Below are 24641 nucleotides of genomic sequence, written 5' to 3' on the forward strand. Positions count from 1 at the left end.
CGTCGGATATGGCAAAAGCGAACTTCGACAGAACCAGTGCCGTCAAGAATACGAGGACCTGGGGCGATGCGTGATCGTGCTCGTGGAAGCGTTCCCAAATACCCGTACGAACGCGGATAGTCGTGATGGCTGTGCCTATTGTCACCGAACGGTCCCAGGCCACTCAAAGTTGGCTTAGCCTTCGCCCACCGATTGATGTCGACGCCGGGATTGCCGGCGGTCCGTCCCGGGGTATCAGAAAACTGAACCTTCGTTAAGTGTCCATTGCGGCGTGCGTGGGAGGCTCTGGTGGCAGCGCAAGAGACCGTCGATCATAAGTACGTCTACGACTTCTCCGAGGGGAACAAGGACCTCAAGGGCCTGCTCGGCGGCAAGGGCGCCAACCTCGCCGAGATGACGAACCTCGGGCTGCCGGTACCTCCCGGCTTCACCATCACGACCGAGGCGTGCCAGGCGTACCTGGCGACCGGCCAGGAGCCGGACGGTCTCGCCGGCCAGATCGAGCAGCACCTGGAGTCGTTGGAGCGCGCGATGGGCAAGCGCCTCGGCGACCCGCAGGACCCGCTGCTGGTGTCCGTCCGCTCCGGCGCCAAGTTCTCCATGCCCGGCATGATGGAGACCGTCCTGAACGTCGGCCTCAACGACCAGAGCGTCGTCGGTCTCTCCGCACAGGCGGGAGGCAACGACCGATTCGCCTGGGACTCCTACCGACGACTGATCCAGATGTTCGGCAAGACCGTCTGCGAGGTGCCGGGCGAGGAGTTCGAGCACGCGCTTGACGACGCGAAGAGCGCCAAGAGCACCCACAACGACCTGGATCTGGACGCCGACGACCTGCGTGGGTTGGTCGACACGTACAAGAAGATCTTCTTGAAGCACACCGGCCGGGAGTTCCCGCAGCAGCCGCGCGAACAGCTCGACCTCGCGATCCGGGCGGTCTTCGAGTCGTGGAACGCCGAGCGCGCGGTGCTCTACCGCCGCCAGGAGCGCATCCCGGCCGACCTCGGCACCGCTGTCAACGTGGTGACGATGGTCTTCGGCAACCTCGGCCCCGACTCCGGCACCGGCGTCGCGTTCACCCGCGACCCGGGCAGTGGCGCGCAGGGCATCTACGGCGACTACCTGGCCAACGCCCAGGGTGAGGACGTCGTCGCCGGCATCCGCAACACCGTGCCGTTGCAGGAGTTGGAGCAGCTCGACAAGGCCTCCTACGACGAGCTGCTCGGCATCATGGCGCGGCTGGAGGAGCACTACAAGGACCTGTGCGACATCGAGTTCACCATCGAGCGCGGCAAGCTGTGGATGTTGCAGACGCGGGTCGGCAAGCGCACCGCCGCCGCCGCGTTCGTCATCGCCGGCCAACTCGTCGACGAGGGCCTGATCGACCTGGACGAGGCGCTGCACCGCGTCAACGGCGCGCAGCTCGCGCAGCTCATGTTCCCCCGCTTCCAGCTCGACCACGAGTTCGAGCCGGTCGCCAAGGGCATCGGCGCCTCACCGGGCGCGGCGTCCGGCACTGTGGTCTTCACCTCCGCCCGCGCCGTCGAGTTGGCCGCCGAGGGCAAGTCGGTGATCCTGGTCCGCCGGGAGACCAACCCGGACGACCTGAACGGCATGATCGCCGCCAAGGGCATCCTCACCTCGCGCGGCGGCAAGACCAGCCACGCCGCCGTGGTGGCCCGGGGGATGGGCAAGACCTGCGTCTCCGGCGCCGACGAGATCGACGTCAACGTGCCCGCGAAGCGGTTCACGGTGGCCGGGCAGACCGTCAACGAGGGCGACGTCGTCTCCATCGACGGCACCACCGGCAAGGTGTACCTGGGCGAGGTGCCGGTCATGCCGTCGGAGGTGGTGCAGTACTTCGAGGGCAGTCTCGACCCTGAGCACATCGACAACGCGCTGGTCCGGGCCGTACACCGGATCATGACGCACGCCGACGGCAAGCGGCGGCTCGCGGTCCGGACGAACGCCGACACCGGCGCGGACGCCGCCCGTGCCCGGCGCTTCGGCGCCGAGGGCATCGGGCTGTGCCGCACCGAGCACATGTTCCTCGGCGACCGGCGGGAGCTTGTGGAGCGGCTGATCCTGGCCCGCGCCCCGGGCGAGCGGGAAGCGGCGTTGGAGGCGCTGCTGCCGTTGCAGCGGGCCGACTTCGAGGAGATCTTCCGCGAGATGGACGGTCTGCCGGTCACCGTCCGGCTGATCGACCCGCCGCTGCACGAGTTCCTGCCGCCGCTGGAGCAACTCGCCGTCAACGTCGCTGTCGCGCAGGAGCGCGGCGAGGACGTCGCCAAGGAGGAGGCGCTGCTCGCCGCCGTCCGGCGGATGCACGAGGAGAACCCGATGCTCGGGCTGCGGGGCGTACGCCTGGGCCTGGTCATTCCCGGGCTCTTCGCGATGCAGGTCCGCGCCATCGCCGAGGCCGCGGTCAGCTGCGCCCGCGCCGGTGGGGTGGCCAAGCCGGAGATCATGGTGCCGCTTGTCGGTGCCGTGCAGGAGCTGGAGACGGTCCGCGCCGAAGCCGAGAAGATCATCTCCGAGGTGGTCGGGGACAGCGGCGTCGAGGTGCTGATCGGCACGATGATCGAGGTGCCCCGGGCGGCGCTGACCGCCGGCCAGATCGCCGAGGCGGCCGAGTTCTTCTCGTTCGGCACCAACGACCTGACCCAGATGGCCTGGGGCTTCTCCCGCGACGACGTCGAAGGCGCGTTCTTCTGGCGCTACCTGGAGTTGGGCATCTTCGGCATCTCACCGTTCGAGTCGATCGACCGCGACGGCGTCGGCCGGCTCATCCGGATCGCCGCCGAGGAGGGCCGGGCCGCCCGACCCGGGCTGAAGCTCGGCGTCTGCGGTGAGCACGGCGGCGACCCCGACTCGGTGCACTTCTTCCACGAGGTCGGCCTGGACTACGTGTCCTGCTCGCCGTTCCGGGTGCCGGTGGCGCGACTGGAAGCCGGCCGGGCGGTCGTGGAGACCGACGGTTCGGACAGCCGCTGACGCGAGGGCCGGCGGCCGACCCGGGGGACCGGGCCGCCGCCGGCCCGACACTCAGATCGGCGGGCGACGCCAGGTGGGCCGGGCCGAGCGGCGCAGTTGCGTGGGCAGGGTGGCCATCGGAGTACGGACGGCAAGCGGCGCGTGCGCGTCGGGAATCGGCGTGGCCCCGATCCCGCCGCCGCGGACGTCGAGCACCCGGCCGGCCCGGTGGGCCACCACCCGGGCCTCCTCGTGCAGCCCGCGCAGATCCTCCGCCGACGACACGGTGACCAGGGTCAGCAGGGCGGCGCGCCCGGCCGGGTAGGTGACCACGCAACCAGCGGTCGTGCACACCACCGACTCGCGGAAGTCACCCCGCCCGACGGTGTCGGCGACCCGGTGGCCGAGCCCGAAGCTGGCCGCGGCGAGCGCGGCGAGGTGGGTGGCGTCGGTGCTGGGCAGGTCGCTGCAGATGAGCAGCCCGTCGGTGCCGGCCAGCACGGTCCCGGCGATGTCGGGTCGGCGTCTGCGTAGTCCGCGTAGTTCCGTCCCCACCACCGTGTCTGCGTCCACGAGAGTCTCCCCTTAACCGGTCGGGCTCTGGCTGGTCACGTTCCGCGCTGGGAACGCTACCGGCGGCGACTTGCGTCCGCGAGTGCGTGACCCAGGGCAATCGGATCGCAACTGCCAGCCAATCGGCCGTTGTGGACCCGCCGTCGATGCGTCGTCGGCACGTCGAGCGGCACCGGCGGGCGTAATCTTGACTCCTCGCACAGGGCCGATTGCGAATGCCGTCGAGAGGGAAAGGTGACTGCATGACCAGCGTCTGGGAAAGCCTGACCATCGACGCCCGTGATCCGGCCCGGCTGGCCCGCTGGTGGGCGGAGGCCCTCGGCTATCAGGTCGTCGCCGAGAAGCCGGACGAGGTGGAGATCCGACCGAGCGCCGACCGTCTGCCCGGCCTGGTCTTCGTGCCGGACGCCGACGGTAAGCGGGGCAAGAACCGGCTGCACATCGACCTGCGCCCCGCCGACCAGGAGGCCGAGGTCGAGCGCCTCGTCGACATGGGCGCTCGGCACGTCGACATCGATCAGGGTGACGTCGACTGGACGGTGCTTGCCGACCCGGAGGGCAACGAGTTCTGCGTCCTGCGCGCGGAGCGGGGCTAGGCCGGTGACCGGTTGACCGCACCGCCGCCCGACGCGGCGGACGCCCGGCTGGTCGAGGAGCCACCCAAGGACACCGGTCACCGCCGGTCGCCGTACGAGCGTGACCGTGCCCGGGTGCTGCACTCCGCGGCGTTCCGTCGCCTGGCCACCAAGACCCAGGTGCACACCGCGGGAACCGACGACTTCCTACGTACCCGGCTGACCCACTCGCTGGAGGTGGCACAGATCGCCCGGGAGATGGGTGCCCGGCTGGGCTGCGACCCGGACGTGGTGGACGTCGCCGGGCTGGCCCACGACCTCGGGCATCCGCCGTTCGGGCACAACGGTGAGGCGGCGCTGGACCTGCTCGCGACACCCTGCGGTGGCTTCGAGGGCAACGCGCAGACGCTTCGGGTGCTGACCCGGTTGGAGGCGAAGGTGCTCGCCCCGGACGGCTCGTCCGCCGGGCTGAACCTGACCCGGGCGTCGCTCGACGCCATCGGCAAATACCCCTGGCTGCGCCGCCACGGGCAGCGCAAGTTCGGGGTGTACGCCGACGACACAGTGGTCTTCGAGTGGCTCCGCCTCGGTGCTCCTGGTGACAAGCGCTGCCTGGAGGCGCAGGTGATGGACTGGGCTGACGACGTCGCGTACTCGGTGCACGACGTGGAGGACGGCATCCACGGCGGCTACGTCACGTTGCGCCCGCTGCTCGTTGACGCCGACGAGCGGGCCGCGCTCTGCGCCGACGTGGCCGCCGCCTATTCCGGTGAGTCGGCGGACGACCTGGCCGGGGTGCTTGTCGACCTGCTTGCTGATCCGCTGCTCGCCCCGCTCGCCGGGTACGACGGCAGCCATCGCGCCCAGGTGGCGCTGAAGGCCACCACCAGCGGCCTGACCGGTCGGTTCGTCTCCGCGGCGGTGACTGCCACCGAGGAGCGGTTCGGTCCCGGCCCGCATCGCCGCTACGCCGCCGACCTGGTGGTGCCGAGGCGTGTACGCGCCCAGTGCGCGCTGCTCAAGGGCATCGCGCTGCGGTACGTGATGCGTCGTACCGGTTCCTGGGATCGCTACGAGCGGCAGCGGACGATGCTTGCGGAGTTGGTGGCCGCGCTGGTCCGGCGGGCACCGGACGGGCTCGACCCGGTCTTCGCCCCGCTGTGGCGGGCCGCCCCCGACGACGCCGCCCGGCTGCGCGTGGTGATCGACCAGGTCGCCTCGCTCACGGACCCGGCGGCAGTGACCTGGCACACCCGCCTGGTCGGGGATCGCACACCTCCGGTGGACACCACTGCGACTTAGGTTAGCCTAAGCGACATGACCGATCGCCCCAGGAACGTCACCTCGGTCCGGGTACTGCGCACCGAACGGCCCACCCCGCACCTGATCCGGCTCGTCCTCGGCGGGGAGGAGCTGGCTGGCCTTCCGGTCGGCGAGTTCACCGACCACTACGTCAAGCTGGTCATCCCGCAGCCCGGCGTGACATACCCGCAGCCGCTGGACCTCGCCGCGATCCGCCGGGACCTGCCCCCGCAGCAGTGGCCCCGGCAGCGCGCGTACACCGTGCGGCGCTGGGATCCCCTCGCCGGGGAGATGACGATCGACGTGGTGCACCACGGCGACGTGGGGCTCGTCGGCCCGTGGGTCGCCGCGCTGCGACCGGGCGACCCGGTGCACTTCCTCGGCCCCGGCGGGGCGTACGCGCCGAGCCCGGACGCGGACTGGCACCTCCTGGTCGGCGACGAGAGCGCGCTGCCGGCCATCGGCGCGGCGCTGGAGCGGCTGCCGCTGGGCGCACCGGCGAAGGTCTTCGTGGAGGTCGCCGACGCGGCCGACGAGCAGGAGCTGCTCAGCCCGGGCGCTGTCGAGTTGAGCTGGCTGCACCGGGGCGACCGCCCGGTGGGCGAGGCGCTTGTGACTGCGGTGCGGGACTTGGAGTTCCCACCGGGTCAGGTGCACGCCTTCGTGCACGGCGAGGCGACATTCGTCAGGGAGTTGCGCCGACTGCTGCGGGCCGAGCGCGGCGTGGCCGCCTCCCAGTTGTCCATCTCCGGCTACTGGCGGCGGGGCATGGACGACGAGGGTTGGCGCTCCTCGAAGGCCGACTGGAACCGGCAGGTCGAGGCCGAGGAGCCGGCCGTCGCCTGAGACACGTCAGCCCTCGGCCACGTCCTCCGACTCCTGGCCGGCCCGGTTCAGGCGGCGGGTGAGCAGCACGGCGTACCCGACGATCGTGGCCGCGAGCAGGAACAGCAGCAGACGCGGCTCGCGTACCGTCGCGGCGATCAGGCTTACCGACGCCACCCCGTAGCCGGTGATCGCCAGCCGGAGGACGCTCGGCGGGCTCCACAGCCAGTAGAGGGCCAGCCCGCAGAGCATCCAGACGATCACCGAGCCGGCCAGCAGCAGCCGTAGCTCCGACGGCACCCGGACCGCGTCGTCGTCGGCGAGCCGGACCACCTGCCCGAGCGCCCAGCCGAGCACCAGCAGCGCCCCGTCGAGCGGGACGTGCAGGTAGCTGTATGCCTGCCCGCCCCGCAGTCGACTCGCCACCAGGTGGGTGGTGACGAACGTGGTGTAGATCCACCAGATCGCGGCCGGCACCAGGAAGGCGATTCCGGCGGTGAGGATCATGTGCGGCCGGGGGTGGTCCGGCACCGCGAAGAGCAGGCTGGCAAGCGCGCTGCCCAGCACGATGATGGTGAACTGCCCGATCCGCTCCGGCAGGTGCCGGTTGTCCACAGGCCACCTGTCGAGCCAGCGCCGGCCGACCCACGGCGTGGCGAGTTCGATGGTCATGGCGGCGATCCACAGCGCGGGCCGGTGGCTGGCGGACACGACAAGCGAGACCAACCAGATCAGCCAGCCCGACCCGAAGCCGATCAGATAGACGGTCGTCACCGTACGGGCCTGTGCGTTTGTCGGCCACGCCCGGAGGTAGAGCACGAGCAGCACGCCCCGGACGATCAGGTATCCGACGGGCAGGAGCACGCTCTCCGGCACCTCGTCCACGCCGAGCGTCATCGTGCCGGCCCCGACCAGGGCGACCAGCACCAGCACCCGGTGCGGCGCGTCGTCCGGGTCGAAGCGGGTGTCGTAGTAGACCTGCCCCACCCACGCCCACTGGATGACCACGAAGAGCCCGCCGACGGCCGCCACGGCACTCGGCGCCGGCGTCGGGTCGTTACCCAGCCGGGCCGCCACCGCCGCCAGCGCGTACACGAATATGACGTCGAGGAAGAGTTCCAACCAGGTGGCGTGCCGGTGACCCGCCTCGTCCGACCGGGGTTCGATGCCGCGCAGGCCCAGCCGGCCGGTCACCCATCCGGGCCGGAAGACGCCGTCGGTCCGTACCCTGCGCACCTGGTCATGGTCCCCGCGCGGGCCCGGCGGCGGGGTCGGAACCGGTGAGCCGGCGGCGGCCGCCACACCGGCGTCCCCCGCCCGGCGCGTCGTCGGTCCCGCAGGGCAGGATGTACGCGGAGGGGGTGGCGAATGGCTGGGCGGATCCGGGACGAGGACATCGCACTGGTCCGGGAACGCACCTCGATCGGGGATGTGATCTCCGAGACGGTCACCCTGAAGTCCGCAGGCGGCGGCAACCTCAAGGGTCTGTGCCCGTTCCACGACGAGAAGAGCCCGTCGTTCAACGTGTCGCCGGCCCGCAACGTCTGGTATTGCTTCGGCTGCGGCGCGGGTGGCGACGCGATCAAGTTCCTGATGGACGCCGAGCACCTCAGCTTCGTCGAGTCCGTCGAGCGGTTGGCCGGCCGCGCCGGCATCCAACTGCGCTACGTCCAGGACGACGGCAACACCCCGCGTCCCCGCCCCCAGCAGGGGCAGCGGCAGCGTCTGGTGGCCGCGCACGCCGCGGCTGTCGAGTTCTACCGGGCGCAGCTCAGCACCGCGGGTGCCCGGCCGGCGCGTGAGTTCCTCGCCCAACGGGGGTTCGACCGGGCCGCCGCCGAGCGCTACGGCTGCGGCTTCGCGCCCGAGGGCTGGGACCTGCTCACCAAGGCTCTGCGCCAGCAGGGCTTCACCCACCAGGAGCTGGTGACCGCCGGCCTGTCCCGGGAGTCGCGTTCCGGCACGCTCATCGACAGGTTCCGCCGCCGGCTGCTCTGGCCGATCCGCGACCTCGCCGGCGACGTGATCGGCTTCGGGGCGCGCAAGCTCTTCGACGACGACGACGGCCCGAAATACCTCAACACCCCCGAGACGCCGATCTACAAGAAGTCACACGTCCTCTACGGCATCGACCAGGCCAAGCGGGAGATCGCCAAGCAGGGCCGGGCGGTGATCGTCGAGGGCTACACCGACGTGATGGCCTGCCACCTAGCCGGGGTGACCACTGCCGTCGCGACCTGCGGCACCGCGTTCGGCGCGGACCACATCGGTGTGCTGCGCCGACTCCTGCTGGACACCGACTCGGTGGCCGGCGAGATCATCTTCACCTTCGACGGGGACGCCGCCGGGCAAAAGGCGGCCCTGCGCGCCTTCTCCGACGACCAGCGCTTCGTCGGCCGGACGTTCATCGCGGTCAGCCCCGACAACATGGACCCGTGCGAGCTGCGGCTGGCCAAGGGCGACCTCGCCGTGCGGGACCTGGTCGCCCGACGCGAGCCGCTCGTCGACTTCGCGCTGCGACACGAACTGAGCCGCTTCGACCTGGACACCGTCGACGGCCGGGTCGAGGCCATGCGCCGGGCCGCGCCGCTCGTCGCGCAACTCAAAGACCGGGAAAAGCGCCCCGAGTACGTCCGCAAGCTCGCCATGGACCTCGGCATGGAGATCGAGCCGGTGCAGCGGGCGGTGCTGGCCGCCGCCAACGCCCCGCCACCCGGCGCCCGGGACTCCGCGCCCTCGGCCCGCCCCGCGCGGGGCCGCCCCGAGCCGCCGGTGGACAGCCCGCAGTCGATGGTCGAGCGGGAAGCGTTGAAACTCGCCCTCCAACAGCCGGTGCTCGCCGGGCCGATGTTCGACGCGATCGAGGCGACCGAATACCGGAACCCGATGCACGTGGCGGTGCGTACCGCAATCGCCGCCGCCGGTGGGGCCGTGTCGGCGACCGGCGGCGCGGTCTGGATCGAGTCGGTCCGCGACGCCTGCGACGACCTGGCGTCGGCGGCGCTTGTCGGCGAGTTGGCGGTGGAGCCGCTGCGCATCGACGGCGAACCCGACCCCCGGTACGTGTCGATCACCATGGCCCGGGTGCAGTTCGGGTCGGTCACAGCCCGCATCCGGGACCTCAAGTCACGAATCCAGCGGATCAACCCGGTCAACAACAAGGACGAATACTTCGCCGCCTTCGGCGAGCTGCTGTCGCTTGAGCAGCACGCCCGGGCGCTGCGCGAGCAGGCCGCAGGAGGGCTGTAGATGGGACTGTTCAGCCGTAAACCCAAACTGCCTCCGGCCGACCGGCCGCCCCTGGCCCGCGACGAGCGGGTGCTCGCCTGGGCGGCGGCGGGCAACGGCGAGGGCGACGGAGTGGTGGTGGCCAGCAACCTCGGGCTGTGGCTGCCCGGCCGGAAGCACCACCTCGGCTGGCACGACATCCTCAAGGCGGTCTGGTCCGGCCGGCAGCTGACAGTCACGCCCGCCGAGGTCGCCACCGAGCGGGACGGCTACACAGTGGTCGTCGACGGCCCGGCCGAGACGTACCTGATCATCGACCCGGGCGAGCTGCCGCACCAGGTACGCGCGCGGGTGACCCGCTCGGTCGCGTACACCGAACACCATCGGCTGCCCGGCGGCGCGGTGCGGGTCGCGGCCCGGCGCGTGGCCGGCGTCGACGGCCTGACCTGGACAGTACGCCCAGACCCAGGCACCCCTGTGGACGACGACCTGCTAGCCGAAACCGACCTGCTAGTAACGGCAGCCCGCGCCGCCACGGCACCCGCCGACGAATAACCCCACGCGCCCCTGCCCCCCGCCCCTCGCCCCTCGCCCCTCGCCCTTCGCGCGCCCCGCCCTTCGGCCTTGGCCCCCGCGCGCCCCGCCCCTCGCCCCCGCGATCTTGGCCCCCGGCCCCGCCCCTCGCCCTCGCCCTCCGCCCTCGCCCCCGCGATCTTGCACTTTCTGCCTCGGCATAGCGGACAATTCCGCGCGAATGGGAGACAGAAAGTGCAAGATCGGCGAGGGCTTGGCGTGAGGGGTTGGGGTTTGGTCTCAGGGCTTGGCGTGAGGGGTTGGGGTGAGGGCTTGGGGTGAGGGCTTGGGGTGAGGGCTTGGTTTGAGGGTTTCGTGTCAGGGGTTGGGTGGGAGGTTGGGGCCGGCGGGGGGTTGGATTTTGCGTGGATTGGTGTCGGGGGGCGGCGTTAGGGTCGGGCGGTGACTTCGGGGCGATCACTGATTCAGGCTCGGGGGCTGGTGAAGCGGTTCGGCGACTTCACCGCCGTGGACGGCATCGACGTCGAGGTGCGCTCGGGTGAGGCGTTCGGCTTCCTCGGGCCCAACGGCGCCGGCAAGTCCTCCACCATGCGGATGGTCGGCTGCATCTCCCCGCCGAGCGGGGGTGAGCTGCGCATCCTCGACATGGATCCGGTCAGCGACGGGCCGGCGATTCGAGCCCGGCTCGGCGTGTGCCCGCAGATGGACAATCTCGACCCGGAGCTGACTGTTCGGGAAAACCTGACCGTCTACGCGCGCTACTTCGGCATCGCCCGCCGGGTGGCCCGGGCGCGGGCCGACGAGCTGCTCGACTTCGTGCAGCTCACCGAGCGGGCCAACAGCAAGGTCGAGCCGCTCTCTGGCGGGATGAAGCGCCGGCTGACCATCGCCCGCGCGCTGGTGAACGATCCGGAGATCGTGCTGCTCGACGAGCCGACCACAGGCCTGGACCCGCAGGCCCGGCACCTCGTGTGGGAACGGCTGTTCCGGCTCAAACAGCAGGGCGTCACGCTTGTGCTCACGACGCACTACATGGACGAGGCCGAGCAGTTCTGTGACCGGCTTGTGGTGATGGACGGCGGGCGGATCGTCGCCGAGGGTTCACCCCGGGCGTTGATCGAGAGGCACTCCACTCGCGAGGTGGTCGAGCTGCGCTTCGCCGCCGAGTCGCAGGAGCCGTTCGCGGGCAAGCTCGCCGGGCTGGGGGAGCGGGTCGAGGTGCTGCCCGACCGGGTTCTGCTCTACGTGGCCGACGGTGACGCGGCGGTCGCCGAGGTTTCCGCGTTGGGGCTCAACCCAGCAAACGTGCTGGTGCGGCGCAGCAGCCTGGAGGACGTCTTCCTGCAACTGACCGGCCGCACCCTGGTCGACTGACGCGCTTGCCGGGCGTCTGGCGTTCCGGGCCGTCCCGCATCGGGCTCAAGCCCCGTCTGGTGCATCCCATTGATCGACTCGGCTTCCTGGAAACCGCTGTAACGCTGCGCTGGGGACACCCCGATATCAGGGAACCCGAGTCGATCAATGTGTCGAAACCGGGGCGACACGCTGCCGGGGGCGTCGTAGGGTGACCGGCGGTCTGTCGTACCCCGGAGGTAGACAGGTCGTGGCGGTCGGCATGGCGGGGGCGGGGGTGGTCGTCGTGAGCGTGGCGGGCTCGACGCGGAAGCGGGCGCGGCCGGGGTTGCCGCGGGTGCCGGCGCTCGCGGTCTTCGAATACTTCCTGGTGGGTTATCGCCGCACCTGGCGGGCCGGGGTGTTCTCGTCGTTCCTGCTGCCGGTGCTCACGGTGCTCGGCTTCGGGGTGGGTGTCGGCGCGTACATCGACCAGGGTGTTGGCGGGGTGCGTTACCTCGACTGGCTGGTCCCGGGGCTGATCGCCTCGACCGCGCTTCAGGTGACAGTCGGTGACTCGACCTGGCCGGTGTTCAGCAACTTCCAGTGGATCAAGACCTACTTCGCGCAGAGCGCGTCGCCGCTGCGGGTGGGCGACATCCTGGCCGGGCACCTGACCTTTGTGCTGTCCCGGGTGCTCACCACGATCGCGGCGTTCCTGCTTGTCACCGGGTTGTTCGGGGCGTTGCGGTCACCGTGGGCGGTGGCCGCCCTGCCGGTGGTGGCGCTGCTCGCGCTGGCGGTGGCCGGGCCGACGTTCGCGTTCGCGGCGTCGGTGTCCAGCGACAGTTGGCTGGCGATGCTGTTCCGGTTCGCGGTCATCCCGATGACGCTGTTCGCAGGGGTGTTCTTCCCGGTCGAGTCGCTGCCCGACGCGCTGCGTTGGCTGGCGTACGTGACGCCGCTGTGGCACGCCGTCGACCTGTGCCGCGCGGCCACTCTTGGCATCGCTCCACAGTGGTCGATCGTCGGTCACCTGCTCTACCTGGGGGCGTGGTCGCTCGCCGGTTGGCTGCTGGCGCTGCGGGCGTTCCGCCGCGAGCTCGTCGTCTAGGGAGGCATCGTGGTCACGCTGGTTCTGCCCCGGCTGGTCGACGTCTCGGCCGCTTCCCGGCGGTCGGGCTCGGTGGTCGAGCGCAACGTCGCTGCGCTGAAGTCGGTCTACTGGCTGCTGCTGCTCTCCGGTTTCGTGGAGCCGCTGCTCTACCTGCTGTCCATCGGGGTGGGCGTCGGATCGCTGATCGGCGACCTGCCGTTGCCCGGTGGCCGGCTGGTGTCGTACGCCGAGTTCGTGGCCCCGGCGATGCTGGCCGCCTCGGCGATGACCGGGGCGCTCGCGGAGACCACATTCAACTTCTTCGGCAAGATGAAATACATGAAGCTGTACGACGGGATGATCGCCACCCCGGTACGGCCGTTCGAGATCGCCGTCGGCGAGTTGGGCTGGGCGATGTTGCGGGGCAGCGCCTACTCGGCGGCGTTCCTCGCGGTGATGGTCGCGCTGGATCTGACGACCGTCGCCCGTGCGCTTACCGCCCTTCCGGCGGCGGTGCTCGTCGGGTTCGCGTTCGGCGCGCTCGGCATGGCGCTGTCCACGTTCATGCGCAGCTGGCAGGATTTCGACCTGATGGGCTCGGCCCAGTTCACGCTCTTCCTCTTCTCGGGCACGTTCGTGCCGGCGCAGGCGTACCCGACCCTGCTGCACTGGCTGATCGAGGTCACGCCGCTGTACCGGTCGGTGCACCTGATCCGCGGTGTCACGCTTGGCGAGGGCGGTTGGTCCTGGCTGCTCGACGTGGCGTACCTGCTGATGATGCTGGCGATCGGCCTTTTGGTGGCGTCGCGCCGGATGGGCAGGTTGCTCTACCGGTAGGGGTTATCCGCCGCCGCTCACGGGGCATGTCGGAGGCGACACCCGACGATGAGGAGGGGCGATGGCCTCGGACGAGTCTTCCGCCCGCAGCCGGCCCGGCCGTGCTGCCGCCAGCGAGCCGGTCGGCCCTGACGCGGGTCCGGACAGCCCCACCGACCTGCCCGGCAGTGGCTGGAAGGCGGCGCTGCGCCGGACGGTCAGCGAGTTTCAGGACGACAGCCTTACCGACTGGGCGGCGGCGCTTACCTACTACGGAGTGCTGTCCATCTTCCCCGGGCTGCTGGTGCTGATCTCTCTCCTCGGTCTGCTCGGCGAGAGTGCCACAAACGGTGTCCGGGACACCGTCAACCAGGCGGTGCCGAACGACAGCATCCAGAAGATCATCAACGATGCGATCGGCACCGCGCAGGACAACGGCGGCCTGGCCAGCCTCGCGGCGATCATTGGTCTGGTGGCGGCGTTCTGGTCCGCCTCCGGTTACGTAGGCGCGTTCATGCGCGCCTCGAACACCATCTACGACGTGCCCGAGGGGCGGCCGATCTGGAAGACGCTGCCGATCCGGCTGGGCGTGACGGCTGTGATCGGGGTGCTGCTGCTGGCCAGCGCGGTGATCGTGGTCTTCACCGGTCGTCTCGCCGAGGCGGTCGGGGATGTGGTCGGTCTCGGCTCGACAGCGGTCACGGTGTGGGACATCGCCAAGTGGCCGGTGCTGCTGGTCCTGGTCAGCCTGATGTTCGCGATCCTCTACTGGGCCTCGCCGAACGCCCGGCACGGCGGGTTCCGCTGGGTCAGCCCGGGTGGCGTGCTGGCAGTGGTGATCTGGCTGGTGATCTCCGGGCTGTTCGCCTTCTACGTGAGCAACTTCGGCTCGTACAACAAGACGTACGGGGCGCTGGCCGGCGTGATCATCTTCTTGATCTGGCTCTGGCTGAGCAACATCGCGATCCTGCTGGGTGCCGAGTTCGACGCCGAGTTGGAGCGTGGCCGGGCCATCGAGGCGGGCCACCCCGCCGACGACGAGCCGTACGTCGAACTGCGCGACGACCGCAAGCTTCGCAAGAAGCGGAACGCGGCAGGCAGTCACTGACCTGCCCGCTACCGCCCCACCACCCGCAGATCGGGGTGGTGGGGCGATTTTCTGCCCGGCATCCGGTGCGGGGCGTGATCAGGCACAAGCTTTCGGTAACCCTTTCCTTGATCGACTAGTAGCTTTTGTTCCTTCGGACAGAAGTTGGGGAGCAGATCGGCCGAAGCTCTGGACACGCGGTACGGAACGCTCCTACTGTGTCGGACACAACACCTCGGCGTTGCGTCGATGTGAACGAGGTCGAAGAGGTGAGTCCGGTGCGGACCGTCGAGCCCCTGCACGTCCGACTGTTGCGGCTGCTCCGCGACGAGGGGGCCGTGTCCCGCGCCGAGTTGGGCGACAGGCTCCAGATGCCCCGCCCCCGGCTCCTGGCCGAGCTGGACCGCCTGGTGGCCCTGGGTTACGTCGCCGAGGCCGGCCTCGCCGCGTCGCGGGGCGGGCGTCGCTCCACCCTTGTCGAGCTGAACCCGAAGCTGCGCTTCGCGGCAGTCGACCTGGGCGCCAGCTCGATCGACATCGAGGTGGTCAACGGCCGCCTCGAACCGGTGGCCCACTACGCCGAGGCCGCCGACATCCGCAACGGACCCAAGGTGACCCTGCAACGGGTCAACGAGCTGCTGCACAAGGCGCGGGTCGACGGCGCGTACGAGCGGTTGGACGCGGTGGGCGTCGGTGTGCCGGGCCCGGTCAGCTTCCGCGACGGCGTGCCCGTCTCGCCGCCGATCATGCCCGGGTGGGACCGCTTCCCGGTGCGCGAGTTGCTCAGCCGGGAGCACAGCTGCCCGGCGGTGGTCGACAACGACGTCAACATCATGGCGATCGGCGAACGCCACGGAGGGGTCGCCCACTCGGTGGACGACTTCCTCTTCGTGAAGATCGGCACCGGCATCGGGTGCGGCATCTACCTCACCGGCGAGGTCTATCGGGGCACCGACGGCTGCGCCGGGGACATCGGCCACATCCAGGTCGACGCCCACGGGCCGATGTGCTCCTGCGGCAACGTCGGCTGCCTGGAGGCGCTGTTCAGCGGTGCCGCGCTGGCCAAGGATGCCGCCGCCGCCGCACGCAGCGGGGCGTCGCCGGCGCTTGCCGAGCGGATGAGCCTGCGGGGTTCGGTGAACGCACTTGACGTCGCCGAGGGCGCCGTCGAGGGCGACACGACATGCATCCAACTGATCCGCGACGGCGGGCGGCGGGTCGGCGGAGTGCTCGCCGGCCTGGTCAGCTTCACCAACCCGTCGATGATCGTCATCGGCGGCGGTTTGGCCCAACTGGGGCACATCCTGCTCGCCGAGATCCGCAGCGTGGTCTACCGCCGGTCGCTGCCACTGGCCACCGGCAACCTGCCCGTCGTGCTGTCCGAGCTTGGCGGCCGGGCCGGTGTCGCCGGCGCGGCGGTGCTCGCAAGTGATGTCGCATTCGGGGAGGCCTCGTGAGCGCGAGGAGTGAGCCGGGTTTGCGAGCCCCGCAGTCGCGAACCCCGGACAGTTCGGTGAGCGCGAGGAGTGAGCCGGGTTTGCGAGCCCCGCAGTCGCGTGTAAGGGATGCATCGTGAGGGAGGAGAAGCCTGTGGTCCATCCTGATGAGTCTGTTGCCGGCACCGGGTCGGCGGACGCCGTCGCCGAGGCGCCGCTTGTGGAGGCGCCCGCCGACACCGTCGTGGGCGAGGTGGTCCTGCGCCTCACCGATGTGGTCAAGACCTTCCCGGGGGTACGCGCCCTGGACGGCGTGCAGTTGGAGGTGCGGGCCGGTGAGGTGCACTGCCTGCTCGGCCAGAACGGCGCCGGCAAGTCCACTCTCATAAAGGTTCTCGCCGGTGTCCATCGCCCGGATTCGGGGCTTGTCGAATGGCGTGGTGAGCCGGCGACGTTCGCCAACCCGCAGGCCGCGATGCGTGCCGGCATCGCCACCATCTACCAGGAGCTCGACCTGGTCGAGGATCTGTCGGTGGCGGAAAACGCCTTCCTGGGCCATGAGCACCGCAGCTTCGGGTTCGTCCGGCGCGGCCGGATGGCCCGGCACACCCGGCAGATCCTTGCTCGGCTCGGCCACGGCGAGATCCCGCCGGGGCGGATGGTCCGGTCGTTGCCGGCCGCCGGCAAGCAGATCGTCAGCATGGCGCGGGCGCTGTCCCACGAGGCACGACTGATCATCATGGACGAGCCGAGCGCGGTGCTGGCCCATGACGAGGTCGGCAACCTGTTCCGGATCATCCGCGAGCTGACCGCGCAGGGCATCGCGGTCATCTACATCTCCCACCGGCTTGAGGAGATCCGCGAGATCGGCGACCGGGTCACCGTACTCAAGGACGGCCGGACCACCGCGGCGAACCTGCCGGCGCGCGACACACCGACCCGCGATCTGGTCAGCCGGATGACCGGCCGCACCATCGAGTACGTCTTTCCGGACCGGCCGGTCGACGACACCGCCGGTGCCGAGCTGCTCCAGGTGGAGGGGCTGACCCGTCCGGGCGAGTTCGCGGACGTCTCACTGAGCGTGCGCGCCGGGGAGATCGTCGGCATCGCCGGCCTGGTGGGTTCGGGTCGCTCCGAGCTGCTGGAGACCATCTACGGCGCCCGTCTCGCGGAGGCCGGTACGGTCCGGATGAACGGGCGGGTGCTGAGCCCGGGCGTCGGCGCGGCGGTGCGGGCCGGCATGGGGATGGCCCCGGAGGAACGCAAGAGCCAGGCGCTGCTTCTCGGTGAGCCGATCTACCGCAACGTCACCCTGGCCACCTTTGGCCGGTACGCGCGCCTTGGCTTCACCGACGCCAAGCGGGAACGGGCCGAGGCGGACCGGATCGCCGAGAGCCTGGAACTGCGGCCCCGGGACGTCAACCGGCCGGTACGCACCCTGTCCGGCGGCAACCAGCAGAAGGTGGTGGTCGGGCGCTGGCTGCTCGGCGGCACCAAGCTGCTGCTGCTCGACGAGCCCACCCGGGGCGTGGACGTGGGTGCCCGGGCCGAGCTCTACCAGGTCATCCGGGCGTTGGCGGAGCAGGGCGTCGGGGTCCTGCTCGTCTCCAGTGAGGTGCCCGAGGTGCTCGGTCTGGCCGACCGGGTGCTGGTGATGCGGGAGGGGCGGGTCGTCCGCGAGGCCCCGGCCGGCGAACTCGACGAGAACACTGTGCTCGACCTCGTGATGGCGGGGTCCCTGATGGAAGGCGCACCGGCATGAGCGACGCGACTCCCACTCCCACCGCGACACCGGAGCGCCCGCAGCTTCCGGCGCAGTCGCCGCCGGTGGATCCGGCCGAGACCGCTGTGGCCGGCCACAAGGCGGCATCCACGGGCCGGCTCTCCTGGTGGCAGGGCGACGGTGGCGACGGCGCCAAGCGCAACCTGGGTCTGATCGGTGTGCTGGTCGCGCTCATCGTGGTCGGCGTGGTCACCAAACCGGATCTGTACGGCGATCCGAGTTGGGTCTGGAACAACATCCTTGCCATCCTGCAGCTCGCCTCAGTGGTCGGCGTGGTGACGGTCGGCATGACCTTCGTGATCATCGGGGGCGGCATCGACCTGTCGGTGGGCGCGATCGTGGCGCTGGCCGGGGTCTGGTGCACCACTGTGGCGACGCAGAGCTACGGCGCGGCCGGCATGATCTTCACCGCGATCGTGGTGGGCATCTGTGTCGGCCTGGTCAACGGCGTGCTCATCTCGTACGGGCGGCTGGTGCCGTTCATCGCGACGCTCGCCATGCTGGTGGCCGCGCGTGGGCTCGCGGCGTCGATCTCGAACAAGCAGACGCAGGTGTCGAGCAGCACCTTCATCAACGACATCGCCGCACGCAAGGTGCTCGGCATCCCGATCCTCGTCTACATCCTCGGCGCGGTGGTGCTGGCCGGGTGGATCCTGCTCAACCGGACGACCTTCGGCCGGCGGACCATCGCGGTCGGCGGCAACCCGGAGGCGGCGCGGCTGGCCGGCATCAACGTCCGCCGACACACCATGCTGCTGTACGCGTTGTCCGGTCTCTGCTGCGGCATCGCCGCCATCATGCTCACCTCCCAGGCCACCTCGGCCCAGGCAGCGATGGCCAACCTCTACGAGCTGGACGCGATCGCCGCCGCGATCATCGGCGGCACGCTGCTCAGCGGTGGCCGGGGCACGATCGTCGGCTCGCTGCTCGGCGTCATCATCTTCGCCACTATCACGAATCTCTTCGCCATCAACGGCCTCTCCATCGAGGCGCAGAACATGGTCAAGGGCGGCATCATCGTCGCGGCCGTCCTGGTCCAGCAGTTCCAGTTCAAGTCCTTCACACGGTTCCTCGCGCGGAACAGGGTCACCACCGCGACCTGACGCACCGCACCGTTTGTCCCGGGCGACGTCGAGAAATTCGACAGTGGCCGGGCCTCGCACACCCTTCACCACTCGAATCCGTTCCCAGGAGGTCGTCATGACCCAGCACAGCCGCGACCTGTCGCGCCGCCGGCTGCTCTTCGGCGGGGCCGCAGTCGGCGCCGCCACCCTGCTCACCGCCTGCACCAGTAACGAAACCCCGGCGGCCAGCACCCAGACCAAGGCCGCCGGCGACGGTGCCGGCAACAACGCCCCGGGCAAGAAGGTCGTCATCGGTTTCTCGGCTCCGGCCGCCGACCACGGCTGGATGGGCGCGATTCACGCCAACGCCAAGGCCCAGGCCGCGGCGTACTCGGACGTGGAGCTCAAGGAGGTCGACGGTGGGTCGGACTCCGCGGCCCAGCGCTCGACGCTCGGCACGCTTATCGCCCAGAAGCCGGACATCATCGTCGTGCTGCCGCACGACGGCAAGGAGGTCAACCCGGTCGCCCTGCAGGCGATGCAGGCGGGCATCCCGGTGGTGAACCTCGACCGGATCTTCCCCGACGCGCTGGCCTTCCGGCTGGTGATCAAGGGCGACAACTACGGCATGGGCGTCTCGGCCGGGCACTTCATCGGCAAGCAGCTCAAGGACAAGGGCGTCGCCAACCCGGTCATCGGTGAGATCGCCGGTCTGGAGATCCCGCTGACCGTCGAGCGTAGCGCCGGCTTCGCGGCGGCCCTGGCGACCTACGGGTTCAAGGTGAGCAACCGTCGCTCCGCCGAGTTCACCTCGGACAGCGGCCAGCGTGAGGCGTCCCAGCTGCTCCAGGCGCTGCCGAAGATCGACGCGATCTGGAACCACGACGACGACCAGGGCATCGGTGTGCTCGCGGCCATCAAGCAGGCCAACCGGTCGGAGTTCTTCATGGTCGGCGGCGCGGGATCCAAGCTCGCGATCGACGCCATCAAGGCCGACAACACCGTGCTCAAGGCGACGGTCACCTACAACCCGTCGATGGCCTCGTCGGCGATCTCCCTGGCGCGGCTCATCGCGCAGGGTCGGGGCTTGGGCGACCTGACTGAGCTGCAGGTGCCCAAGGAAGTAACCCTCGCCTCCGAGACGATCACCAAGGAGAACGCGAGCAGCTACGACAAGCTCGGGTTCTGACATACCGGGGGGAGACCCACCTTGTCCACGACAGACAGAGAACTGCGGATCGGCATGGTCGGCTACGCGTTCATGGGCGCCGCGCACTCGCAGGCGTGGCGCACCGTGAACCGCGTGTACGACCTGCCGGCGCGGGCCAGGATGGCGCTGATCTGCGGCCGGGACTCCGGGCAGGTGGCGCAGGCCGCCGACCGGCTCGGCTGGGACGCGTACACGACAGACTGGCGTGACCTGATCAACCGGGACGACATCGACGTAGTCGACGTCTGCACACCGGGCGACAGCCATGCCGAGATCGCCCTCGCCGCGTTGGCTGCCGGCAAGCACGTGCTGTGCGAGAAGCCGCTGGCCAACACGGTTGCCGAGGCACGGGCGATGACCGCTGCGGCGGCCACAGCCCGGGCCGCCGGGGCGAGGTCGATGTGCGGGTTCAACTACCGCCGGGTGCCGGCGGTCACGATGATGCGTCAGATGGTCGCAGACGGACGACTCGGGGTGATTCGGCACGTCCGAGCGACGTACCTGCAGGACTGGATCGTGGACCCGCAGTTCCCGCTGGTCTGGCGGTTGCAGAAGGACCGGGCGGGCTCCGGCGCGCTCGGCGACATCGGGGCACACATCATCGACCTGACGCAGTTCGTCACCGGCCAGCGGATCACAGGCGTCAGCGCGGTCACCGAGACGTTCATCAAGGAGCGGCCGCTGCCGGCCGGGTCGAGCGGTTTGGCGGCCACTGTGGACGGCAGCGGATCGGCAGACGCCAACGGCTCGGCCACCGGGCCGGTCACCGTCGACGACGCCGCGGTCTTCGTGGCCCGGCTCGACGGGGGTGCCCTGGCCACGTACGAGGCGAGCCGGTTTGCCACAGGTCGGAAGAACGCTCTGCGTGTCGAGATCAACGGCTCGCTGGGCAGCGTGGTCTTCGACCTGGAACGCCTCAACGAACTGGAGTTCTACGACGCCACCCGGCCCACCCTGGAGCAGGGGTTCAGCCGGATTCTGGTGACCGAGGGCGAGCACCCGTACATGTCGGCGTGGTGGCCGCCCGGCCACATCATCGGCTACGAGCACTCCTTCACCCACCAGATGCGCGACTTCATCGAGGCGATCGCCACGGGCACCGACCCGGCGCCGTCCTTCGCCGACGCGTTGCAGGTCCAGCTGGTGCTGGACGCGGTGACCCGTTCGGCGGAGGTCGGATCCACCTGGACAGAGGTGGAGCCGGCGTTGTCCGCGGTGGCCGTCTGACCTGACCATCCGCGACGGCGGTGTTCGCGCCGCCGTCGCCCGACCGGCTTTCCGGAGCCGACCGGCGAGGGACCGGCCGCGGTTTGCGCCCCGCGGCTGGGACGAGGTCGGCACCGGAGAGTGTGCGGCCGGGCCTGACGGCCCGGTGGCACACGAGCAGGACGGTCGTCCGGTGTGGCCGGACCGGGATTCCCCGGCCACACCGGAGGGCCGCCACCACCACCCCGGCGATCCGGAGAACCTGACGGTTTCGTCGGCCTGAGACGTCCGGTCGGGGCACGCCAACGCCCCGGCCGGCCGGATGCGGGGGAGGCAGGGTCGAGACGCCGACCGACCCTGCCTGCCAGCCCCGTCTGCCCGTGCCCGTATCGGGAGCCGGTCCGTCGTCGTCGCCGCCGACGCCGACGCCGGAATCCGGCGGCAATCCCGGTGCGGGTCGGGTGGGCGGGGCCCATCCAGCAAGGGCGTATCTTTACCGACAATATTCTGATATTCCTATATTTAATTACACCGACGGTTCCTCCTGAACGGGGAAGGAGCACCATGCGAACGGGTGTCTGGCTGGTAGGAGCGCGTGGTTCGGTCGCGACTACGAGCATCGTCGGAGGGCTCGCGCTGCGGGCCGGCCTGGCCGGCCCCACCGGCTGCGTCACCGAGCTGCCGCAGCTGCGCGGCCCCGCCCTGCCGTCCTTCGCCGACCTGGTGTTCGGCGGGCACGACCTGGCGACCACGCCGCTGTGCAAGCGCGCCGAGGCGCTGGCCGACAGCGGGGTGATACCGGGTCGGTTGGTCGCCGCGCTCGGCGACGAGATGGCCGCCGTCGAGCAGGAGCTGCGCCCGGCCCCGACCGGCGCCACCCAGGCAGACCGCGTCGCCGTCGTGGTCCGTGACCTCACCGACTTCCGTGCGCGGCACCGGCTGGACCGGGTGGTGGTGGTAAACGTCTCCGCCACCGAACCGGCCCCCGAACCGCACCCCGGGCACGCCGACCCGGCCGCGCTGAGCGCCGCCGTCGCCGGCCCGGACGACGTGCTGCCACCCAGTTCCCTCTACGGGTACGCCGCGCTGCTGGCCGGCTGCCCGTACGTCGACTTCACCCCGTCCACCGGGCTGCGGCTGCCAGCGCTGGCCGCGTTGGCCGTGCAGGCCCGGCTGCCGTACGCCGGGCACGACGGCAAGACCGGGGAGACGCTCGTCAAGTCGGTTCTCGCGCCGATGTTCGCGATGCGCAACCTGGCGGTGCGGTCCTGGTCGGGCACCAACCTGCTGGGCGGTGGCGACGGCGCCACCCTCGCCGACCCGGCCGCCAACGCCGCAAAGGTGCAGAGCAAGCAGCGGGTGCTCGGCGAGACGTTGGGCTACGTGCCGCAGGGCGGCACCCGCATCGAGTACGTCGAGGAGTTGGGCGACTTCAAGACCGCCTGGGATCTGATCACGTTCGCCGGTTTCCTCGGCACCGGGATGCGGATGGAGTTCACCTGGCACGGCTGTGATTCCGCGCTTGCCGCGCCGCTTGTGCTCGACCTGGCCCGGCTGACCGCCGCCGCGCACGCCGCCGGGCACGTCGGGCCGCTCGCCGATCTGGGCTTCTTCTTCAAAGACCCGCTCGGTGCGCCCACCCACTCGCTTGCCGAGCAGTGGGCCCGGCTTACCGATTTCACGCAGCGACTGCACGCCGGCCTGGACGGTTCCCATGACCACGTTGGCTGACCTTGCCGAACTCGTCCGGGCACCGGCCGCGCTCTCGGTTCCCGGTGACGTGGTCGCCGGAGCGGCGGCGGCCGGCGCGTTGAGTCCGCGTACCCCCGCCCTGGCCGGCGCGTCGGTGCTTCTCTACTGGGCCGGCATGGCCGCCAACGACTGGGCGGACCGGCGGCTGGACGCCGTCGAACGGCCCGAGCGGCCGATCCCCAGCGGGCGTGTCACACCGGCCGCCGCGGTCGGTCTCGCCGCCGGCCTCACCGCCGCCGGTGTCGGCCTGGCCGCCGCCGTGGGCGGTCGCCGCGCCGCCGTGCTCGCCGTGCCGCTGGCCGCCACCATCTGGGGGTACGACCTGCTGGCCAAGAACACGGCCGCAGGCCCCGCCGTGATGGCCGCCTGCCGAGGGCTGGATGTGCTGCTCGGCGCGTCCGGCGGCCGGGTGACCCGGGCGTTGCCGGCGGCGGCGACCGTCGCCGCGCACACCTGGACGGTCACCGCGCTGTCCCGCCGGGAGGTCACCGGCGCCGACGCCGCCCTGCCGATGCGCACACTGGCCGGCACCGCGCTGGTAGCCGCCAGCGCCGCCGTCGCCGGCCAGGTCGGTGTGCGCGCGAGCCGGACCCGGTTGCCCGGGATCGCTGCCGTGCTGCCCGCCGTGCTTGCCGGGTGGTACGCCGCCCGCTACGGCGCGGCCCAGGTCGAGGTGGTGCGGGACCCGTCGGCAGGAAAGGTTCGCGCCGCAGTCGGTGCCGGGATCACCGGCCTGCCCGCCCTACAGGGAGCGCTCACCGCACGTGGTGGAGCCGGCCTGCTCGGGTTGGCCGTCGCGGCGGCGGCGCCGCTGGGTCGCCGGTTGGCCCGGAAGGTGTCCCCGACATGACCGTTCCCCAGGCCCGATCCGCTCCGCCGCGCGACGCGACGACCCTGCGCCTCGGGTACGGCACGAACGGCTTCGCCAACCACCGGCTCGACGACGCGCTCGCCGTCATCGCCGACCTCGGGTACGACGGGGTGGCGCTCACCCTGGACCACGATCACCTCGACCCGTTCGCGCCGGGGCTGACCCGCCGCGTCGCCGCGGTCGGCCGGAGGCTGAGTGCGCTCGGCCTCGGGCTGGTGATCGAGACCGGTGCCCGTTACCTGCTCGACCCGTGGCACAAGCACGCCCCGACGCTGCTGCACGACGACCCGACCCGGCGGATCGAGTTCCTGCGCCGGGCCGTCCGGATCGGCGCCGACCTCGGCGCGGAGGCGGTCTCCTTCTGGGCCGGCGTCCGCCCCGAGGCGGTGCCGCCGCAGTGCGCCTGGGACCGGCTGGTCGCCGGGTGCGCCACAGTCGTCGACGCCGCCGACACGGCCGGCATCACGCTGGGCTTCGAACCGGAGCCGGGGATGCTCGTGCAGGACATCGCGGACTGGCGTCGCCTCCGCGCCGCACTCGGCTCACCGGCCCGCTTCGGCATCACCCTCGACATCGGACACTGCCGCTGCCTGGAGCCGTGGCCGGTGCCGCAGTGTGTCGCCGAGGTGGCCGACCACCTGGTCAACGTGCAGATCGACGACATGCGCCGGGGCGTGCACGAGCACCTGGAGTTCGGCACCGGCGAGATCGACTTCCCGCCGGTGCTCGCCGCCCTGTCGCAGGCCGGCTACCGAGGGCTGGTCGCCGTCGAGCTACCCCGGGACTCGCACGCCGCGCCGGCCGTGGCTGCCCGTTCGATCGAGTTCCTACGCGCCGCCGCCGTTGCGGCCTCGCCGGCAGCCGGCGGCGCCACCGAGGCCGAGGCACCCCCTCGCCCCCTTTGCTCTGCTTCAACGGACGCAACAGCGACCGTCCGCTATCCGGACAGTGGCCGTCGCGTGGGTTGAAGCAGAG

General features: G+C 70.8%; 20 protein-coding genes. 18 read left to right on the forward strand and 2 right to left on the reverse strand.

Annotated elements, in window-relative coordinates; all coding sequences use genetic code 11:
* Positions 1 to 288: 288 nt before the first annotated feature.
* A complete protein-coding gene (gene ppdK, locus ACFY2Q_RS08685; RefSeq protein WP_387128574.1) occupies positions 289 to 2997 on the forward strand; it encodes a pyruvate, phosphate dikinase in 2709 nt (902 codons plus the stop codon).
* A gap of 51 nt (positions 2998 to 3048) precedes the next feature.
* Here ppdK and ACFY2Q_RS08690 read toward each other — a convergent pair whose 3' ends face one another.
* Entirely contained in the window at positions 3049 to 3549 is a 501-nt protein-coding gene (locus tag ACFY2Q_RS08690; RefSeq protein WP_387128575.1) for a roadblock/LC7 domain-containing protein, read from the reverse strand.
* 242 nt (positions 3550 to 3791) lie between these two features.
* Between ACFY2Q_RS08690 and ACFY2Q_RS08695 the strand changes: the two genes are divergently transcribed.
* From ACFY2Q_RS08695 to ACFY2Q_RS08705, 3 genes are read left to right on the forward strand one after another with little or no spacing between them, the layout of a single operon-like run.
* On the forward strand, positions 3792 to 4145 hold the full coding sequence (locus tag ACFY2Q_RS08695) for a VOC family protein (RefSeq protein ID WP_387128576.1): 354 nt from the start codon (positions 3792 to 3794) through the stop codon (positions 4143 to 4145).
* A gap of 12 nt (positions 4146 to 4157) precedes the next feature.
* Positions 4158 to 5426 carry a deoxyguanosinetriphosphate triphosphohydrolase gene (locus tag ACFY2Q_RS08700; RefSeq protein ID WP_387128577.1) on the forward strand — a complete coding sequence of 423 codons (1269 nt, stop codon included), beginning with the start codon at positions 4158 to 4160 and terminating at the stop codon, positions 5424 to 5426.
* A 15-nt stretch (positions 5427 to 5441) separates the two neighbouring features.
* Complete coding sequence (locus ACFY2Q_RS08705) at positions 5442 to 6272, forward strand: siderophore-interacting protein (RefSeq protein ID WP_387128578.1); 831 nt, start codon at positions 5442 to 5444, stop codon at positions 6270 to 6272.
* Between the two features lie 6 nt (positions 6273 to 6278).
* Here ACFY2Q_RS08705 and ACFY2Q_RS08710 read toward each other — a convergent pair whose 3' ends face one another.
* The gene (locus tag ACFY2Q_RS08710; protein WP_387128579.1) at positions 6279 to 7487 is read right to left on the reverse strand and encodes a low temperature requirement protein A; all 1209 of its coding nucleotides are present in this window, start codon (positions 7485 to 7487) and stop codon (positions 6279 to 6281) included.
* Positions 7488 to 7619: 132 nt separating this feature from the next.
* Here ACFY2Q_RS08710 and dnaG point away from each other — a divergent pair, with 132 nt between their 5' ends.
* The 14 genes from dnaG (at position 7620) to ACFY2Q_RS08780 (ending at position 24634) form a co-directional block, all read left to right on the forward strand.
* On the forward strand, positions 7620 to 9500 hold the full coding sequence (gene dnaG / locus ACFY2Q_RS08715) for a DNA primase (protein ID WP_387128580.1): 1881 nt from the start codon (positions 7620 to 7622) through the stop codon (positions 9498 to 9500).
* The gene (locus tag ACFY2Q_RS08720; protein ID WP_387128581.1) at positions 9501 to 10034 is read left to right on the forward strand and encodes a hypothetical protein; all 534 of its coding nucleotides are present in this window, start codon (positions 9501 to 9503) and stop codon (positions 10032 to 10034) included.
* A gap of 420 nt (positions 10035 to 10454) precedes the next feature.
* Complete coding sequence (locus ACFY2Q_RS08725) at positions 10455 to 11387, forward strand: ABC transporter ATP-binding protein (protein ID WP_387128582.1); 933 nt, start codon at positions 10455 to 10457, stop codon at positions 11385 to 11387.
* 241 nt (positions 11388 to 11628) lie between these two features.
* Entirely contained in the window at positions 11629 to 12459 is an 831-nt protein-coding gene (locus ACFY2Q_RS08730) for an ABC transporter permease (RefSeq protein ID WP_387129111.1), read from the forward strand.
* A gap of 9 nt (positions 12460 to 12468) precedes the next feature.
* Positions 12469 to 13278, forward strand: a complete 810-nt coding sequence (locus ACFY2Q_RS08735; RefSeq protein WP_387128583.1) for an ABC transporter permease — start codon at positions 12469 to 12471, stop codon at positions 13276 to 13278.
* A 61-nt stretch (positions 13279 to 13339) separates the two neighbouring features.
* Positions 13340 to 14365, forward strand: coding sequence for a YihY/virulence factor BrkB family protein (locus ACFY2Q_RS08740; protein WP_387128584.1), 1026 nt, complete (start codon positions 13340 to 13342; stop codon positions 14363 to 14365).
* A gap of 257 nt (positions 14366 to 14622) precedes the next feature.
* Positions 14623 to 15801: an ROK family protein gene (locus tag ACFY2Q_RS08745; RefSeq protein ID WP_387128585.1), complete on the forward strand. Its 1179-nt coding sequence runs from the start codon at positions 14623 to 14625 to the stop codon at positions 15799 to 15801.
* 232 nt (positions 15802 to 16033) lie between these two features.
* Complete coding sequence (locus ACFY2Q_RS08750) at positions 16034 to 17542, forward strand: sugar ABC transporter ATP-binding protein (protein ID WP_387129113.1); 1509 nt, start codon at positions 16034 to 16036, stop codon at positions 17540 to 17542.
* On the forward strand, positions 17539 to 18666 hold the full coding sequence (locus ACFY2Q_RS08755) for an ABC transporter permease (RefSeq protein ID WP_387128586.1): 1128 nt from the start codon (positions 17539 to 17541) through the stop codon (positions 18664 to 18666). Before ACFY2Q_RS08750 ends, ACFY2Q_RS08755 begins: the two co-directional genes overlap by 4 nt.
* Positions 18667 to 18763: 97 nt before the next feature.
* Positions 18764 to 19816 (forward strand): substrate-binding domain-containing protein, encoded by a 1053-nt coding sequence (locus ACFY2Q_RS08760; RefSeq protein WP_387128587.1) that lies wholly within the window; start codon positions 18764 to 18766, stop codon positions 19814 to 19816.
* A 54-nt stretch (positions 19817 to 19870) separates the two neighbouring features.
* Complete coding sequence (locus tag ACFY2Q_RS08765) at positions 19871 to 21064, forward strand: Gfo/Idh/MocA family protein (RefSeq protein WP_387129114.1); 1194 nt, start codon at positions 19871 to 19873, stop codon at positions 21062 to 21064.
* 543 nt (positions 21065 to 21607) lie between these two features.
* Positions 21608 to 22774, forward strand: coding sequence for an inositol-3-phosphate synthase (locus tag ACFY2Q_RS08770; RefSeq protein WP_387128588.1), 1167 nt, complete (start codon positions 21608 to 21610; stop codon positions 22772 to 22774).
* Positions 22758 to 23645, forward strand: a complete 888-nt coding sequence (locus tag ACFY2Q_RS08775) for an SCO3242 family prenyltransferase (protein WP_387128589.1) — start codon at positions 22758 to 22760, stop codon at positions 23643 to 23645. The genes ACFY2Q_RS08770 and ACFY2Q_RS08775 overlap by 17 nt, the downstream gene beginning before the upstream one ends.
* Positions 23642 to 24634 carry a sugar phosphate isomerase/epimerase family protein gene (locus ACFY2Q_RS08780; protein WP_387128590.1) on the forward strand — a complete coding sequence of 331 codons (993 nt, stop codon included), beginning with the start codon at positions 23642 to 23644 and terminating at the stop codon, positions 24632 to 24634. Before ACFY2Q_RS08775 ends, ACFY2Q_RS08780 begins: the two co-directional genes overlap by 4 nt.
* Positions 24635 to 24641: the final 7 nt, after the last annotated feature.

The sequence above is a fragment of the Micromonospora sp. NPDC000316 genome (assembly GCF_042898885.1).
Classification (GTDB): Bacteria; Actinomycetota; Actinomycetes; order Mycobacteriales; family Micromonosporaceae; genus Micromonospora.